General features: G+C 71.5%; 12 protein-coding genes and 1 pseudogene. 1 reads left to right on the forward strand and 12 read right to left on the reverse strand.

From position 1 onward, the window contains the following. Window positions 1-56: 56 nt before the first annotated feature. The 5 genes and pseudogenes from BST11_RS11045 to BST11_RS11065 all read right to left on the reverse strand — a co-directional run. Window positions 57-758: pseudogene (locus BST11_RS11045) on the reverse strand (XdhC family protein); the annotation flags it as partial. A 47-nt stretch (window positions 759-805) separates the two neighbouring features. Continuing rightward, entirely contained in the window at window positions 806-3,205 is a 2,400-nt protein-coding gene (locus BST11_RS11050; RefSeq protein WP_083138025.1) for an aerobic carbon-monoxide dehydrogenase large subunit, read from the reverse strand. Continuing rightward, the gene (locus tag BST11_RS11055) at window positions 3,202-3,678 is read right to left on the reverse strand and encodes a (2Fe-2S)-binding protein (RefSeq protein WP_083138026.1); all 477 of its coding nucleotides are present in this window, start codon (window positions 3,676-3,678) and stop codon (window positions 3,202-3,204) included. Before BST11_RS11055 ends, BST11_RS11050 begins: the two co-directional genes overlap by 4 nt. A gap of 2 nt (window positions 3,679-3,680) precedes the next feature. Then, on the reverse strand, window positions 3,681-4,562 hold the full coding sequence (locus tag BST11_RS11060) for an FAD binding domain-containing protein (protein WP_083138027.1): 882 nt from the start codon (window positions 4,560-4,562) through the stop codon (window positions 3,681-3,683). Between the two features lie 31 nt (window positions 4,563-4,593). Then, the gene (locus tag BST11_RS11065; RefSeq protein WP_083138028.1) at window positions 4,594-5,769 is read right to left on the reverse strand and encodes an XdhC family protein; all 1,176 of its coding nucleotides are present in this window, start codon (window positions 5,767-5,769) and stop codon (window positions 4,594-4,596) included. 33 nt (window positions 5,770-5,802) lie between these two features. Here BST11_RS11065 and BST11_RS11070 point away from each other — a divergent pair, with 33 nt between their 5' ends. Beyond that, on the forward strand, window positions 5,803-6,768 hold the full coding sequence (locus BST11_RS11070) for a LysR family transcriptional regulator (protein WP_083138029.1): 966 nt from the start codon (window positions 5,803-5,805) through the stop codon (window positions 6,766-6,768). A 92-nt stretch (window positions 6,769-6,860) separates the two neighbouring features. On the opposite strand, the gene BST11_RS11075 is transcribed toward BST11_RS11070, so the two are convergent. The 7 genes from BST11_RS11075 to BST11_RS27590 form a co-directional block, all read right to left on the reverse strand. Then, window positions 6,861-7,505 (reverse strand): TrmH family RNA methyltransferase, encoded by a 645-nt coding sequence (locus BST11_RS11075; protein ID WP_083138038.1) that lies wholly within the window; start codon window positions 7,503-7,505, stop codon window positions 6,861-6,863. Beyond that, window positions 7,502-8,431: a hypothetical protein gene (locus BST11_RS11080; protein WP_083138030.1), complete on the reverse strand. Its 930-nt coding sequence runs from the start codon at window positions 8,429-8,431 to the stop codon at window positions 7,502-7,504. Before BST11_RS11080 ends, BST11_RS11075 begins: the two co-directional genes overlap by 4 nt. 146 nt (window positions 8,432-8,577) lie before the next feature. Continuing rightward, window positions 8,578-9,120, reverse strand: a complete 543-nt coding sequence (pyrE, locus tag BST11_RS11085; protein ID WP_083138031.1) for an orotate phosphoribosyltransferase — start codon at window positions 9,118-9,120, stop codon at window positions 8,578-8,580. Further along, window positions 9,107-9,880 carry an SDR family NAD(P)-dependent oxidoreductase gene (locus tag BST11_RS11090; RefSeq protein WP_083138032.1) on the reverse strand — a complete coding sequence of 258 codons (774 nt, stop codon included), beginning with the start codon at window positions 9,878-9,880 and terminating at the stop codon, window positions 9,107-9,109. Before BST11_RS11090 ends, pyrE begins: the two co-directional genes overlap by 14 nt. A gap of 55 nt (window positions 9,881-9,935) precedes the next feature. Further along, window positions 9,936-10,823, reverse strand: coding sequence for a trehalose monomycolate transport factor TtfA (gene ttfA, locus BST11_RS11095; RefSeq protein ID WP_083138033.1), 888 nt, complete (start codon window positions 10,821-10,823; stop codon window positions 9,936-9,938). 163 nt (window positions 10,824-10,986) lie between these two features. After that, window positions 10,987-13,533, reverse strand: a complete 2,547-nt coding sequence (gene clpB, locus BST11_RS11100; RefSeq protein ID WP_083138034.1) for an ATP-dependent chaperone ClpB — start codon at window positions 13,531-13,533, stop codon at window positions 10,987-10,989. 108 nt (window positions 13,534-13,641) lie between these two features. Further along, window positions 13,642-14,427, reverse strand: a complete 786-nt coding sequence (locus BST11_RS27590; RefSeq protein WP_483406803.1) for a PGRS repeat-containing protein — start codon at window positions 14,425-14,427, stop codon at window positions 13,642-13,644. Between the last annotated feature and the right edge of the window lie 18 nt (window positions 14,428-14,445).

The raw sequence follows: 14,445 nt of genomic DNA on the forward strand, positions 1-14,445 counted from the left end.
ACGGCCTGTTGCGGGGCGGGCGCCGTCGGGGCCGCCGTGACGGGACGGCCCAGGTCGCCGCCGCGGATGCCGGCGACGAGCTCGGCGGCGATCGACACCGCGATCTCGGCCGGGGTCTTGGCGCCGATGTCCAGCCCGACCGGGGTGTGGATGCGGGCTCGTTCGGCATCGGAGAGTTCGAGCTGGCCCAGGATCGATGCGCCGCGCACCCTGCTGGCCACCAGCCCGATGTAGGCGACGCCGTGATCCAGTGCGGCGCGGATGATTTCGGCTTCCGGGCCGCCATGGCTGGCGATGACGACGGCGGTGGCGCCCGCGTCGACAGGGTCGTCGTCGCGCTCGACGTCGTAGCCGAGCACCGCACACAGCTGGGCCAGCGCGTCGGCGATCGGGGTGGCCCCGTGGATGCGGATCAGCGGCGCCGGCAGCTGCGGTGTCAAGAAGATCTCCAGCGACCCGCCGGACAGGCAGGGGTTGACGACGACGCACGCTCCGGGCGCCTCCGGAAAGTGCACGTCGCCGTCGGGAAGCACGCGCAGCAACACGCTTTCGCCGGCCTGCAGCGCCCCCAGCCCGGCCTTGCGGACGGAGTTCTGCGCGCACTGACCGCCGACAAAACCCTCGATCGTGCCGTCCGCGAGCACGATGGCCTCGTCGCCGGGGAAGGACGACGTGGGCGGCTGGGCCCGCACCACGGTCGCGCGCACGAACGGTGTCCGTGCCGCCAACAGCTGCTGAGCCCGCTCACTGATCGTCATCTGCTTGATTGCGCCGCTCCTCCTCATCGCTCTGCATCGTCGCGGCGCTAGATCGGCGGCCTCGCCCTGCCCTGCATGGCCTCCCACACCCGCGACGGGGTCAGCGGCATGTCGGCGTGCCGAACCCCGAACGGCGCCAACGCATCCACCACCGCGTTCACCACGGCCGGGGGCGAACCCACGGTGGCCGACTCGCCGATGCCCTTCGCGCCGATCGGATGATGGGGCGACGGGGTCACGGTGTGGCCGGTCTCCAGGTGCGGCACCTCGACCGCGGTCGGGATCAGGTAATCCATCAGCGAGCCGCCCAGGCAGTTGCCCTCGTCGTCGAACGCGATCATCTCCATCAGCGCCATCCCGATGCCGTCGACGATGCCCCCGTGCACCTGGCCCTCGATGATCATCGGGTTGATCCGCGTGCCGCAGTCGTCCACGGCCAGGAAGCGCCGCACCTTGACCACCGCGGTGCCCGGATCCACGTCCACCACACAGAAATACGCGCCGTAGGGGTAGGTCAGGTTCTCCGGGTTGTAGCAGACCTCGGCGTCCAGACCGCCCTCGATGCCCTCGGGCAGGTCGCCGGCGCCGTGCGCGCGCATCGCGATGTCGGCGATGGTCACCGACGCCGACGGGTCGCCCTTGACCCGAAACGTGCCCTTCTCCCATTCCAGGTCGGCGACCGAGACCTCGAGCATGCCCGACGCGATGATCTTCGCCTTGTCGCGGACCTTGCGGGCGACCAGCGCCGCCGCGCCGCCCGACACCGGGGTGGAACGGCTGCCGTAGGTGCCCAGCCCGAACGGCGTCTGGTCGGTGTCGCCGTGCACGACCTCGATGTCGTCGGGGGGGATGCCCAGCTCCTCGGCGACGATCTGCGCGAACGTCGTCTCGTGCCCCTGCCCCTGCGTCTGAACCGACAGTCGCACAACGGCTTTGCCGGTCGGGTGCACCCGCAGCTCGCATCCGTCGGCCATGCCGAGGCCGAGGATGTCCATGTCCTTGCGCGGCCCCGCGCCGACGGCCTCGGTGAAGAACGCCATGCCGATGCCCATCAGCTCGCCGCGCGCGCGCCGCTCCTTCTGCTCGGCGCGCAGCGCGTCGTAGCCGATCATGTCCATGGCCTTGCGCATGGTGGCCTCGTAGTCACCGGAGTCGTACGTCCAGCCGGTCTTGCTCTGGTACGGAAACTGATCGGGCCGCAACAGGTTTCGCAGCCGCAGCTCCGCCGGGTCCAACTTGAGCTCGAAGGCCAGACAGTCCACCAGCCGCTCGACGAAGTACACCGCCTCGGTGATGCGGAACGAGCACGCGTAGGCCACCCCGCCCGGCGCCTTGTTGGTGTACACGGCGGTCATGTGGCAGTAGGCGGCCTCGAGGTCGTAGCTGCCGGTGAACACCCCGAAGAACCCGGCGGGGTATTTCGTGGGCGCCGCCTGGCCGTTGAACGCGCCGTGGTCGGCCAGCACGTTGGACCGGATCGCCAGGATCTTCCCGTCTTTGGTCGCGGCGATCTCGCCGAGCATGATGTAGTCGCGCGCGAAGCTGGTGGAGGTCAGGTTCTCGCTGCGGTCCTCCATCCATTTCACCGGCTTGCCCAGCAAAAGCGAGCCGACGATCGCGCACACGTAGCCGGGGTAGATCGGCACCTTGTTGCCGAAGCCGCCGCCGATGTCGGGCGAAATCACCCGGATCTTGTGTTCGGGCAGCCCGGCGACCAGGGCGTACAGGGTGCGGTGCGCGTGCGGGGCCTGCGAGGTGGTCCACAGCGTCAGCTTGCCGGTCACCGGATCCAAATCGGCCACCGCGCCACAGGTTTCCATCGGCGCCGGGTGCACCCGGGGGTAGACGATCTCCTGCTCGACGACGACGTCGGCCTTGGCGAACGCCGCCTCGGTGGCCGCGGCGTCGCCGGTTTCCCAGTCGAAGATGTGGTTGTCGGTCTTGCCGTCCAGGTCGGTCCGGATCACCGGGGCCGACTCCTCGAGCGCCCTGCGGACGTCGACGACGGGGTCCAGCGGGTCGTAGTCGACGTCGATCAGCTCGAGTGCGTCGCGGGCCGAATAGCGGTCCTCGGCAACGACGAACGCCACCTCCTGGCCCTGGAAGCGCACCTTGTCGGTGGCCAGCACGGCCTGCACGTCGTTGGACAGCGTCGGCATCCACGCCAGGCCCTTGTCGGCCAGGTCCGCGCCCGTCACGACGGCCTTGACCTTCGGATGGGCAAGGGCCGCGGTCACGTCGATGCCCGCGATGCGGGCGTGGGCGTACGGCGAGCGCAGGATGGCCAGGTGCAGCATGCCCGGCAACGCGACGTCGTCGACGTAGGTGCCGCGGCCGCGGATGAAGCGCGGGTCCTCCTTGCGCAGCATCCGCCCATGGCCGCACGGCTTTTGGTCGTTGTCGGCCAGATCTTCGGGCGACGGCGGCCGGGACTCGATGGTGGTCACGACGTCACCTCCGCGGAACTGTGCTGGGCCGCCCACTGGATGGAGCGCACGATCGTGGTGTATCCGGTGCAGCGGCAGATCTGCCCGGAGATCGCCTCGCGGATGGTCTCCTCGTCGGGGTTGGGGTCGCGGTCCAGCAGGGCGCGGGCGGTGATCATCATGCCCGGGGTGCAAAAGCCGCACTGCAGCCCGTGGCAGCGCATGAAGCCCTCCTGGACCGGGTCGAGGCGGCCGTCTGCGGCCAGTCCTTCTACGGTCCGGACGCTGTGGCCGGACGCCATCACGGCCAGCATCGTGCACGACTTCACCGGCACGCCGTCCACGTCGACCACGCACGTGCCGCAGTTGCTGGTGTCGCAGCCCCAATGGGTTCCGGTGAGCCGCAACTGATCCCGCAGGAAGTGCACCAGCAGCATCCGCGGTTCGACCTCGGCGCTCACCTGCTCGCCGTTGACGGTCATGTTCACCTGCATGATCAGTTGCTCCTTTGTTCGCCGACCCGCTCGGCGGCGCGGCGCAACGTGCGGATCGTCAGTTCGGAGGCCAGGTGCCGCTTGTATTCCGCGCTGCCGCGGATGTCGGTGGCCGGGTCGCAGGCCTCGGCGGCGCGGCGGCCCGCCCCGGCGAACACCTCGTCGGTGGCCGGCCTGCCGACCAGGCCCGCGGCGAGTTCGGCCAGCGCGGCCGGGTCGGGGTTGACCGCCGTCAGGCCCACGCGCGCGGCCGCGATCGCGTCCCCGTCGAGCGTGAGGCTCGCGCCCGCCGCCGCCACCGCCCAGTCGCCGACCCGGCGTTCCACCTTGGCGTAGGCGCTGGAGCTGTTGAGCCGCACCGGGATCCGGGTCTCGACCAGGATCTCGTTGTAGGCCAGGGTGGTTTCGTAGGGTCCGGCGACGAACTCGTCGATCGGTATCTCGCGTTCGCCGTCGGGGCCCCGCGCCAGGCAGACCGCTCCTAGCACGGTGCAGACCGTCACCAGGTCCTCGGCCGGATCCGCCTGGCACAGCGACCCGCCCAGGGTGCCGCGGTTGCGGACCACGGGGTCGGCGATCACCCGTTCGGCGTCGCGGAAGATCGGGCACACCGCGGCCAGGGTCTCGGACTCCAGGATCTCGCGGTGGCGGGTCATGGCGCCGATGCGCACCAGCGTCGGATCGGTGATCACGTAGCCGAGCTCGGGGGCCAGGTCGTTGATGTCGACGAGGTACTCGGGGTTGGCGATGCGCAGCTTCATCATCGGCAGCAGGCTGTGCCCGCCGGCGATCACCCGCGCGCCCTCGCCCAGCCGATCCAGCAGGCCGACGGCGTGGTCGACGCTGGTTGCACGTTCGTATTCGAAGGGTCCCGGTACTTGCATTGCAGCAGTGTCGGCCCCGGCCAGACACCCGTCAATAGCGAGTTAAGTAATCGTTTAAGTCGCCCTTCACCTGCGGGTCTTTCGCTTGCGTGTCGTGGTGGATCCGCCCGGCGGTCTCGGCCAGCGGGCGGCCGCCGCCGCCCCAGCGCTTGGCGATGATGTCGGCGGCGATGGACACCGCGGTCTCCTCGGGGGTGCGGGCGCCGAGATCCAGGCCGATGGGGCTGCGCAGCCGGTCCAGCTCGGCGTCGGTCAGCCCCGCGGCCCGCAGCCGGTTGATCCGGTCGTCGTGGGTGCGGCGTGACCCCATCGCGCCCACGTAGCCGACCCGCGGCAGCCGCAGCGCCACCTCGAGCACCGGGACGTCGAACTTGGGGTCGTGGGTGAGCACGCAGATCACCGTGCTCTCGTCGACGGCGCCCGCCTCCGCCTCCGCGGCGAGGTAGCGGTGCGGCCAGTCGACGACGACGCGGTCGGCCGTCGGGAAGCGGACCGGCGTGGCGAACAGCGCGCGGGCGTCGCAGACGGTGACCCGGTAGCCCAGAAGCGATCCCTGCTGCGCCAGCGCCGCGGCGAAGTCGATGGCGCCGAACACCAGCATCCGCGGGCGCGGCGCGTAGCTGGACACGAAGACCTCCATGCCCTCGCCCAGCCGCTGCCCGTCGGGCCCGTACTTGAGGACCTCGCTGCGGCCCACCGCCAGCAGGCCGCGCGCGTCGTCGGCGACGGCGGCGTCGGCGCGGGCCGACCCCAACGACCCGGCCAGCTGGCCGGGGCGGATGACGAGGCGGCGACCGACCCACGCCGCGTCCGGGTGGGCGATGACCGTCGCGACCGCCACCGCGCGGTGCTCGCCGACGTCGTCGGCCACCGCCCCGAGTTCGGGAAACGTCGCCCGCGACACCGGCTCGACGAAGACGTCGATGACGCCGCCGCACGTCAGCCCGACGGCGAACGCGTCGTCGTCGCTGACGCCGTAGCGCTCCAGCCGCGGCGCCCCGGTCTCGGCCACCTCGGTGGCCAGCTCATAGACCGCGCCCTCGACGCAGCCGCCCGACACCGACCCGGTCACCGAGCCGTCCGGCGCCACCACCATCGAGGCGCCCGGCGGCCGCGGCGCGGACCGAAACGTCCGAACCACCGTCCCGAGCCCCGCGGTGTCGCCGGCACGCCAGATCGCCATCAGCTCGGCTAGCACGTCGCGCACCCCTTCAAATTAGGCCACAAGTAGGCTTTATCCGTGACTCCGGCTCAACTTCGGGCCTATTCGGCGGTGGTTCGGTTGGGTTCGGTGCGCGCCGCGGCCGCGGAACTGGGTGTTTCCGATGCGGGGGTGTCGATGCTCGTGGCCGCGCTGCGCAAGGAGCTCGACGACCCGCTGTTCACCCGGACGGGCGCGGGGCTGGCGTTCACGCCCGGCGGGCTGCGGCTGGCCAGCCGCGCGGTCGAAATCCTGGGCCTGCAACAACAAACCGCGATCGAGGTCACCGAGGCCGCGCACGGGCGAAGGCTGCTGCGCATCGCGGCCTCCAGCGCGTTCGCCGAGCACGCCGCGCCGGGGCTGATCGAGCTGTTCTCGTCGCGGGCCGACGACCTGTCGGTGGAACTGAGCGTGCACCCCACCAGCCGGTTCCGCGACCTGGTCGCCTCGCGCGCCGTGGACATCGCGATCGGCCCGGCGAGCGAGCATTCGACCGGCCACGACCCCACGATCTTCGTGCGGCCGTTTCTGAAATACCAGATCATCGCCGTCGTGGCGCCGAACAGCCCACTGGCCGCGGGGTTTCCGACCCCGGCGCTGCTGCGCCAGCAACAGTGGATGCTCGGCCCGGCGGCCGGCGGCGTCGACGGCGAGATCGCAACGATGTTGCGCGACTTGGCGATTCCGGAGTCGCAGCAGCGGATTTTTCAGAGCGACGCCGCCGCGCTCGAGGAGGTGCAGCGGGTCGGCGGTGTTGCGCTGACGATCGGCTTCGCCGTCGCCAAGGACCTCGCGGCCGGGCGGTTGACGCACGTGAGCGGTCCCGGGCTGGACCGGTCGGGCGAATGGTGCGCGGCGACGCTGGCGCCGTCGGTGCGCCAGCCCGCGGTGTCCGAGCTCGTCCGCTTCATCACCACGCCGCGGTGCACGCAGGCGATGATCCGCGGCTCCGGCGTCGGCGTGACCCGGTTCCGCCCGAAGGTGCACGTCACGCTGTGGAGCTGAGCGCTGGGCCTTGGGTGTGAGCCCGGGGCGGAAAAATCGCCGAAACCCCGCCGCCGGTGCACATTCGGCACCGAGGATTCAAAGCCGGTGCGCTACCAGGCCCGCGACAGGTCCCCGTGCTGGCGGACCCAGGCGTGCATCGCGATCCCGGCCGCGACGCCGGCGTTGATGCTGCGCGTGGAGCCGAACTGGGCGATCGACACCGTCAGTGCCGCGCCGGCCCGGATGTCGTCGGTGATGCCCGGCCCTTCCTGACCGAACACCAACAGACACTCGCGCGGCAGCGCGGTCTCCTCCAGCCGGGCCGCGCCCGGGACGTTGTCCACCGCGATCACGGTCAGCCCGGCGCCCGCCGCGAAGTCCAGCAGCTCGGCGGTGCTGTCGTGGTGACGCAGCCGCTGATAGCGGTCGGTCACCATGGCGCCGCGGCGATTCCAGCGCCGCCGCCCCACGATGTGCACCGTGTCGACCGCGAACGCGTTGGCGGTGCGCACCACCGAGCCGATGTTGGCGTCGTGGCCGAAGTTCTCGATCGCCACATGCAGCGGGTGACGGCGCCGGTCGATGTCGGCGATGATCGCTTCCCGGGTCCAGTACCGGTAGGCGTCGACGACGTTGCGAGAATCCCCGTCGCGCAACAGGTTCGGGTCGTATCGTGGGTCGGCGGGGGGATCGCCCGGCCAGGGCCCGACGCCGCCGGCCCCCGTCCCCCATTCGGTGGGGCCCGGTTCGCTCATGATCGGCCTGCGGGCTGCGTCCACACGCCGGCGTGGGTGCCGTCGATCGCCACGGTCGCGTACAGCAGCGCCTCGTTGATCTCGCCCTGGGTGCACAGCGAGGCGTTGACGCGCACCGAGTTCAGCGACGCGTCGGGCAGGATCAGCACCGACGACCCGTACGTCGCGCAGGCCGGGTTGAGCCCCCGGCCGGGCAGCGTCGGCGACGCCAGCAGCATCATCGGCCCGCCCCGCGCGGCGGATTCGTCGCGGTAGCGGGCGGCGACGGCGTCGGCCTGCAGCCCCAGCAGCATGTAGCCGTTGCCGTTGAACGCGGCCGGGTCGCCGAGCTGGGCCTTGGTCACCGGGGCGCCGTCGGCGCGCCAGGCCGACAGGCTGACGGTCTTGACCGTCAGGCCGGTGTCGTTGGTGTTGGTGGGCAGCAGCCCCACCGGGAACGCCGCGGGGTAGGCCGCCGAGGTGTTGGGGATCCGGTCGCGGGGCGAGTAGGCGTACACCCCGCGGACCTGGCTTCGATCCTTAAGCGGCCCAAGGCAAACCGTGCCGGTGAGCCGGTTGGGCGGCGCCGCCAGGGGGCGCTGAATGTCGCGCGCGGTGGTCGTCGCCTGGATGGCCTGGTCACAGCTGCCCAGGGCGTTGGATTCCATCGGGTGCGCCAGCGCGCCGTAGAGCCCGAAGCGGATGTCCTCGGGTTTCTCGTGTCCCGCGCGCGGATCGGTCGGCGACGCGTCGACGTCGACCAGCACGTAGTCGCCGCTCCAGCGCAGGTTCGACACCGAGACGTTCCAGCCCAGCAGCGAAAGCGATTCGCCGAGCCGCGCGCCCTGCGCGCCGTAGGGGCTTGGCGGTCGGTGCGATCCCGTGCAGCCCGCCAGGCAGATCGCCACGCACGCCGCTGCCGCAGAAACGGTGCGCGCCGCGTGCATTGCCGCCCGAAACATCGTCACTTACGCCGCGGGAGTCGCTGGGACGGCCGGTCTTTCGCTTGCCCACCTCATAGCGACAACGCGACGCCGGCGCGGCACCGGGGGTGGCTGTGGCGCCTGGCGCATGCGATGACCCCGCTCGCCACCTAGACCAGCCCCAGATCGGCCAGGCCGAGCACGCTGCGGTACGGCAGCCCCTCGGCCTCGATGGCTTCGGCGGCGCCGGTGGCGCGGTCCACCACGGTGGCCACCCCCATCACCTCGCCGCCCGCCTCCTGGACCGCGCGCACCGCCGTCAGCGCCGAGGCGCCGGTGGTGCTCGTGTCCTCCACCACCAGGGCCCGGCGGCCGGCCACCTCACAGCCCTCGATGAGGCGTTGCAGCCCATGGGTTTTCGCCGACTTGCGCACGACGAACGCGTCGATGGGACGCCCGGGCGCATGCATGATCGCCGTCGCCACCGGATCGGCGCCCAGCGTCAGCCCGCCGACCAGCGCGTAGTCCCAGTCCGCGGTGAGCTCGCGCATCAGCCTGCCGATCAGCGCCGAGGCCCGGTGGTGCAGGGTGGCGCGGCGCAGGTCGACGTAGTAGTCGGCCTCCTTGCCCGACGACAGGGTCACCCGCCCGTGCACCACCGACAGCCGCCGCACCAGCTCGGCCAGCTCCTCGCGCGGATCAAGTTCGCCCACGACCGCCTCCGACTCGTCGGGTTGCGACGCGGGCCAGCCGCCGCGGCATCATCCGACCGGCGGCGACGATCGCCTTGTACTGCGGCCCGGGGACGCTGATCACCTTGCCGCGGGCGATATCGGCGAGGCTCTTGGTGACCACGTCGTCGACCTCGAGCCACAAAAACGACGGCAGCTTGGCCATGTCGATGCCTGCGCGCGAATGGAATTCGGTGTGCACGTAGCCGGGGCACACGGCGTGCACGCCGACGCCGGTGCCCTGCAGCCCGACGGCCAGCCCCTCGCTGAAGGCGATCACCCACGCCTTCGACGCCGAGTAGGTCGACCCGCGCCCCGGCACCAGCCCGGCGACGCTGGCGATGTTGATGACGGTGCCTGCGCCCGCGTCGAGCATGGCCGGCAGGGCCGCGCGGGTGAGGTGCATGACGGCGGTGACGTTGACGTCGAGCTGCGACTGCAGGAGCGCGGGATCGGTGGCCCAGAACTCGCCGGAGGTACCGAAGCCGGCGTTGTTCACCAGCACCCGAACGCCGGCGGCGAGCCGGTCGGCGACCTTGGCGCGCCCGGTCGGCTCCGCCAGGTCGGCGGGCAGGACCTCGACGCCGCCGGCCTCGCCCTCGAGCTCGCCGGCCAACCGGGTCAACCGGTCGGCGTCGCGGGCGACCAGCACCAGGTCGTACCCGTCACGTGCGTAGCGCCGCGCGTAGCCGGCGCCGATCCCGGACGTAGGCCCGGTGATCAGGGCTACGGGGCGAGGCATGAGCGACAGTGTAGTGACGGCGAGCTAGCCGTCACCGGACCCACCCCGCGCGTTATCAGCGCTGGTAGTTGGGGCCCTGATTGCCGTTGCGCCCGGGCGGCGGCGGGCGGCGCAGGTTGTCGGTGCGCCCCGCCGACGGACCCTCGGCGCGGGCCTGCTCGCGGCGCGCGGGCTGCGGGGCGCGCCGGGGCGCCTGGACGTCGGAGCCCAGCAGCCCGGACACGTCGGGCTGCGAGCGCCGCGAGGGCAACTCCACCCGGCCGGCGGGCGCCAGCGGGCGACCGGGCGCCGCGCTGCGAATGGCGGCCGGCGCTCCGGCCTCGGCGGCCTCCTGGGGCACCGGCGGCAGCACCCGCAACAGGTCGTTGAATTGGCGCACCGTGCGCAGGCCTTCGTCCCACTGGGCGCGCGTGCTCGAGATCGGCATGGCCACCAACGTCCAGTTCTGCTCGTTCCACATGATCTCGGCGCAGTCGGGGGCGGTGTGCGCGAAGGTGACCATGCGGCGGTCGCAGGCGCGCCGGGCCGCGTCGAGGTTGGTGGAGTACACCATCCGCGGCCCGATCGCGCCCAGCAGCCAAATGTCGCTCTCCCGTGGCTCTTTCAGCCCCTTGAGCCGCAGGTCGACGACGACGTTGGTGCCCACCTTGCGGTGCAGCGCGATCACGGTGGCGACTTCCTCGACGTCGAAGATGTAGACCGCCTCGCCGCGGATCTGGCCGAGCACGACGTTGTGGGCCGGGACGTCGCCCACCGTCGAGATCACGCCGCGCTTCCAGCGCTTCAGGACGTCGGTGGACTCGCGCTCGTAGTCGAACCCGTGCGATCGCGCCCACGACTTGCGACGCCTGCTGCGCCCGCGGCGTCGATCGATGTCGACGTACAGGAGCACCCCCGCGCCGACAAAGCACAGCGCGGAGAGCGTGAACCAGAGGGGGACCATCCCACACAGGGTATCTGCTGTTGGGCCGGAATGAAGAAACCGACCAGGTCACAACCCAGTTACGGGAAGCGCCGAGCAGTCCCCCGCAAGCGGGAGGTGCCCCCAGCAGAATCGCACGCGCGACGCGTCGCTCGTGCGATTCTGCGTCTGGTCACGGGGAAACTCAGCCGAGGACCAGTGAGTCGCCGTCCGCGCTCACGTTGACGGGCACCACGTCCCCGTCGTGCACCTCACCGGCCAGCAGCATCTTGGCCAGCTGGTCGCCGATCGCCTGCTGCACCAACCGGCGCAGCGGACGCGCGCCGTAGATCGGGTCGAAGCCCCGCTGGGCCAGCCACTGCTTGGCGGGCAGCGACACCTCGAGCGTGAGGCGGCGCTGCGCGAGTCGCTTCTGCAACTGGGCCAGCTGGATGTCGACGATCTGCACCAACTCGCCCGGTTCGAGGCCGGCGAAGATGATCACGTCGTCGAGCCGGTTGATGAACTCCGGCTTGAACGCCGCGCGCACCGCCGCCATCACCTGCTCCTCGTCGCCGCCCGACCCGAGGTTGGACGTCAGGATCAGGATGGTGTTGCGGAAGTCGACCGTGCGGCCCTGCCCGTCGGTCAGCCGGCCCTCGTCGAGCACCTGCAGCAGCACGTCGAACACGTCGGGGTGCGCCTTTTCGATCTCGTCGAACAGGATCACCGTGTACGGCCTGCGCCGCACCGCCTCGGTCAGCTGACCGCCCTGGTCGTAGCCGATGTAGCCGGGCGGGGCGCCGACGAGCCGGGCCACCGAGTGCTTCTCGCCGTACTCGCTCATGTCGATGCGGACCATCGCGCGTTCGTCGTCGAAGAGGAACTCCGCCAGCGCCTTGGCCAGCTCGGTCTTGCCGACGCCGGTGGGTCCCAGGAACATGAACGATCCGGTGGGCCGGTTGGGGTCCGCGACGCCGGCGCGGGAACGCCGCACCGCGTCGGAGACGGCCTGCACCGCCCGCTTCTGGCCGACGACGCGCTTGCCCAGCTCGTCCTCCATGCGCAGCAGCTTGGCGGTTTCGCCCTCGAGCATCCGGCCGGCGGGGATGCCGGTCCACGCGGACACCACTTCGGCGATGTCGTCGGGACCCACCTCCTCCTTGAGCATCACGTTTTCGCGGGCCTCGGCCTGGGGCAGCGCGGCCTCGAGTTTCTTCTCCACCTCCGGGATCCGGCCGTAGCGCAGCTCGGCGGCCTTGGCCAGGTCGCCGTCGCGCTCGGCGCGCTCGGACTCCCCGCGCAGCGCCTCGAGCTGCTCCTTGAGCTCGCGCACGGCGTCGATCGCGTTCTTCTCGTTCTGCCACCTGGTGGTCAGCTCGGCCAGCTTCTCCTTCTGGTCGGCCAGCTCGCTGCGCAACTTCTCCAGCCGCTCCTTGGACGCCTCGTCCTCCTCCTTGGCCAGCGCCATCTCCTCGATTTCGAGGCGGCGCACCAGCCGCTCGACCTCGTCGATCTCGACGGGCCGGGAGTCGATCTCCATCTTCAGCCGGCTGGCGGCCTCGTCGACCAGGTCGATGGCCTTGTCCGGCAGGAAGCGTGCGGTGATGTAGCGGTCGGACAGCGTGGCGGCGGCCACCAGGGCCGAGTCGGTGATGCGCACACCGTGGTGCACCTCGTAGCGGTCCTTCAGCCCGCGCAGGATGCCCACGGTGTCCTCCACCGACGGCTCACCGACGAACACCTGCTGGAAGCGCCGCTCCAGCGCGGCGTCCTTCTCGATGTACTTGCGGTACTCGTCGAGCGTGGTGGCGCCGACCAGCCGCAGCTCGCCGCGGGCCAGCATCGGCTTGATCATGTTGCCGGCGTCCATCGCGCCCTCACCGGTCGCGCCCGCGCCGACGATGGTGTGCAGCTCGTCGATGAACGTGATGATCTGCCCGGCCGAGTTCTTGATGTCGTCGAGGACGGCCTTCAGCCGCTCCTCGAACTCGCCGCGGTACTTCGCGCCGGCCACCATCGAACCGAGGTCGAGCGCGATCACGGTCTTGTCGCGCAGGCTCTCCGGCACATCGCCGGCCACGATGCGCTGGGCCAGGCCCTCGACGATCGCCGTCTTGCCGACGCCGGGCTCGCCGATGAGCACGGGGTTGTTCTTGGTGCGACGGCTCAACACCTGCACGACGCGCCGAATCTCGTTGTCGCGCCCGATGACCGGGTCGAGCTTGCCCTCCCTCGCGCGGGCGGTCAGGTCGGTGGAGTACTTCTCCAGCGCCTGATAGGTCGCCTCCGGGTCGGCGCTGGTGACGCGCGCGCTGCCGCGGACCTTGACGAACGCCTCCCGCAGCGCCTGCGGCGACGCGCCGTGCCCGGTCAGCAGCTTGGCGACGTCGGAGTCGCCCGTGGCCAGGCCCACCATCAGGTGCTCGGTCGAGACGTACTCGTCGTCCATCTCGGTGGCCAGCTGCTGCGCGGTGGTGATGGCGGCCAGCGATTCGCGCGACAGCTGCGGTTGTGAGCTGGCGCCGCTGGCCTGGGGCAGCCGGTCGAGAATCCGCTGCGTTTCGGTGCGGATGGTAGCGGGCTCGACGCCGACAGCCTCCAGCAGCGGCGCGGCGATCCCGTCGTTCTGCGTTAGCAGCGCCAACAGCAGGTGGGCCGGCCTGATCTCAGGGTTACCGGCGGCCGAGGCCGCCTGCAGGGCCGACGTGAGCGCCGCCTGCGTCTTGGTTGTCGGGTTGAAAGAGTCCACGACACCTCCGTTCGGGTCCAACAAAAATGCTCGTCGCGTTGTCTAACGCCGTCAAGGTTGAGTCTGTTCCGCTCAACCCTAGCAATTTTGCCGACGCGGGCATTACATCTAGGGCGCGCCGCTCACCCCGTTGGCGCCGGAAAGCAGCCCGCCGGTGCCGCCGGCGCCCCCGGCGCCCCCGTCCGAGCCGTTCCCGCCGTTGCCCCCGTTGCCGATCACGGTGGCGCTGCCGCCGTTACCGCCGGTGGCGGGCGTCCCGCCGGCGCCGGCGTCGCCGCCGCGTCCCCCGTTGCCGATCAGGCCGCCGGCCCCGCCGGCCCCGCCGTTGCCGGGTGCGGTTCCGAAGGCGCCGGCTCCCGAGCCACCCGCCCCGCCGGCCCCGCCGTTACCGAACAGCCCGATGGCCGCTCCGCCGTTGCCGCCGGCGAAGCCGGGCACGCCAACGCCATTGTTGGTGCCGCCGGTGCCACCGGCCCCGCCATCGCCGAACAGCATTCCGCCGGTGCCGCCGTCGCCGCCGGCCCCTGCCGCGAGGCCGCTGCCCCCGGCGCCGCCGTTGCCGAACAGCCCGGCATTGCCGCCGCGACCGCCGGCGATGATCACGGCGCTGTTGTTGCTCCCGTTGCCTCCGTTGCCCGGGCTGCCGTAGAAGAAGCCGGCGTCGGCGCCGGCCTGGCCCGTACCGCCGGTGCCGCCGTTGCCGATGAGCAGCCCCGCCCTGCCCGCGGTGCCGCCGAGTGTGGCGGTGGTGCCGGCGCCGTCGACGCCGGCGTCACCGCCGTTGCCGATCAGCCCCGCGTTGCCGCCGGACCCGCCGGCCCCGGCGGCCCCAGTCACGCCAACGCTCGCGGTGGCGTTGCCGCCATGACCGCCGGTGCCGCCATTGCCCCACATCCCGCCGTCCCCGCCGGC

It is taken from the genome of Mycobacterium alsense (assembly GCF_002086635.1).
Classification (GTDB): Bacteria; Actinomycetota; Actinomycetes; order Mycobacteriales; family Mycobacteriaceae; genus Mycobacterium; species Mycobacterium alsense.

Coding starts and splice junctions, on each gene's coding strand:
- BST11_RS11055 (WP_083138026.1), bottom strand. CDS start 3,678: ATGCAGGTGAACATGACCGTCAACGGCGAGCAGGTGAGCGCCGAGGTC.
- BST11_RS11060 (WP_083138027.1), bottom strand. CDS start 4,562: ATGCAAGTACCGGGACCCTTCGAATACGAACGTGCAACCAGCGTCGAC.
- BST11_RS11075 (WP_083138038.1), bottom strand. CDS start 7,505: ATGAGCGAACCGGGCCCCACCGAATGGGGGACGGGGGCCGGCGGCGTC.
- BST11_RS11080 (WP_083138030.1), bottom strand. CDS start 8,431: ATGCACGCGGCGCGCACCGTTTCTGCGGCAGCGGCGTGCGTGGCGATC.
- BST11_RS11090 (WP_083138032.1), bottom strand. CDS start 9,880: ATGCCTCGCCCCGTAGCCCTGATCACCGGGCCTACGTCCGGGATCGGC.
- ttfA (WP_083138033.1), bottom strand. CDS start 10,823: ATGGTCCCCCTCTGGTTCACGCTCTCCGCGCTGTGCTTTGTCGGCGCG.
- BST11_RS27590 (WP_483406803.1), bottom strand. CDS start 14,427: ATGTGGGGCAATGGCGGCACCGGCGGTCATGGCGGCAACGCCACCGCG.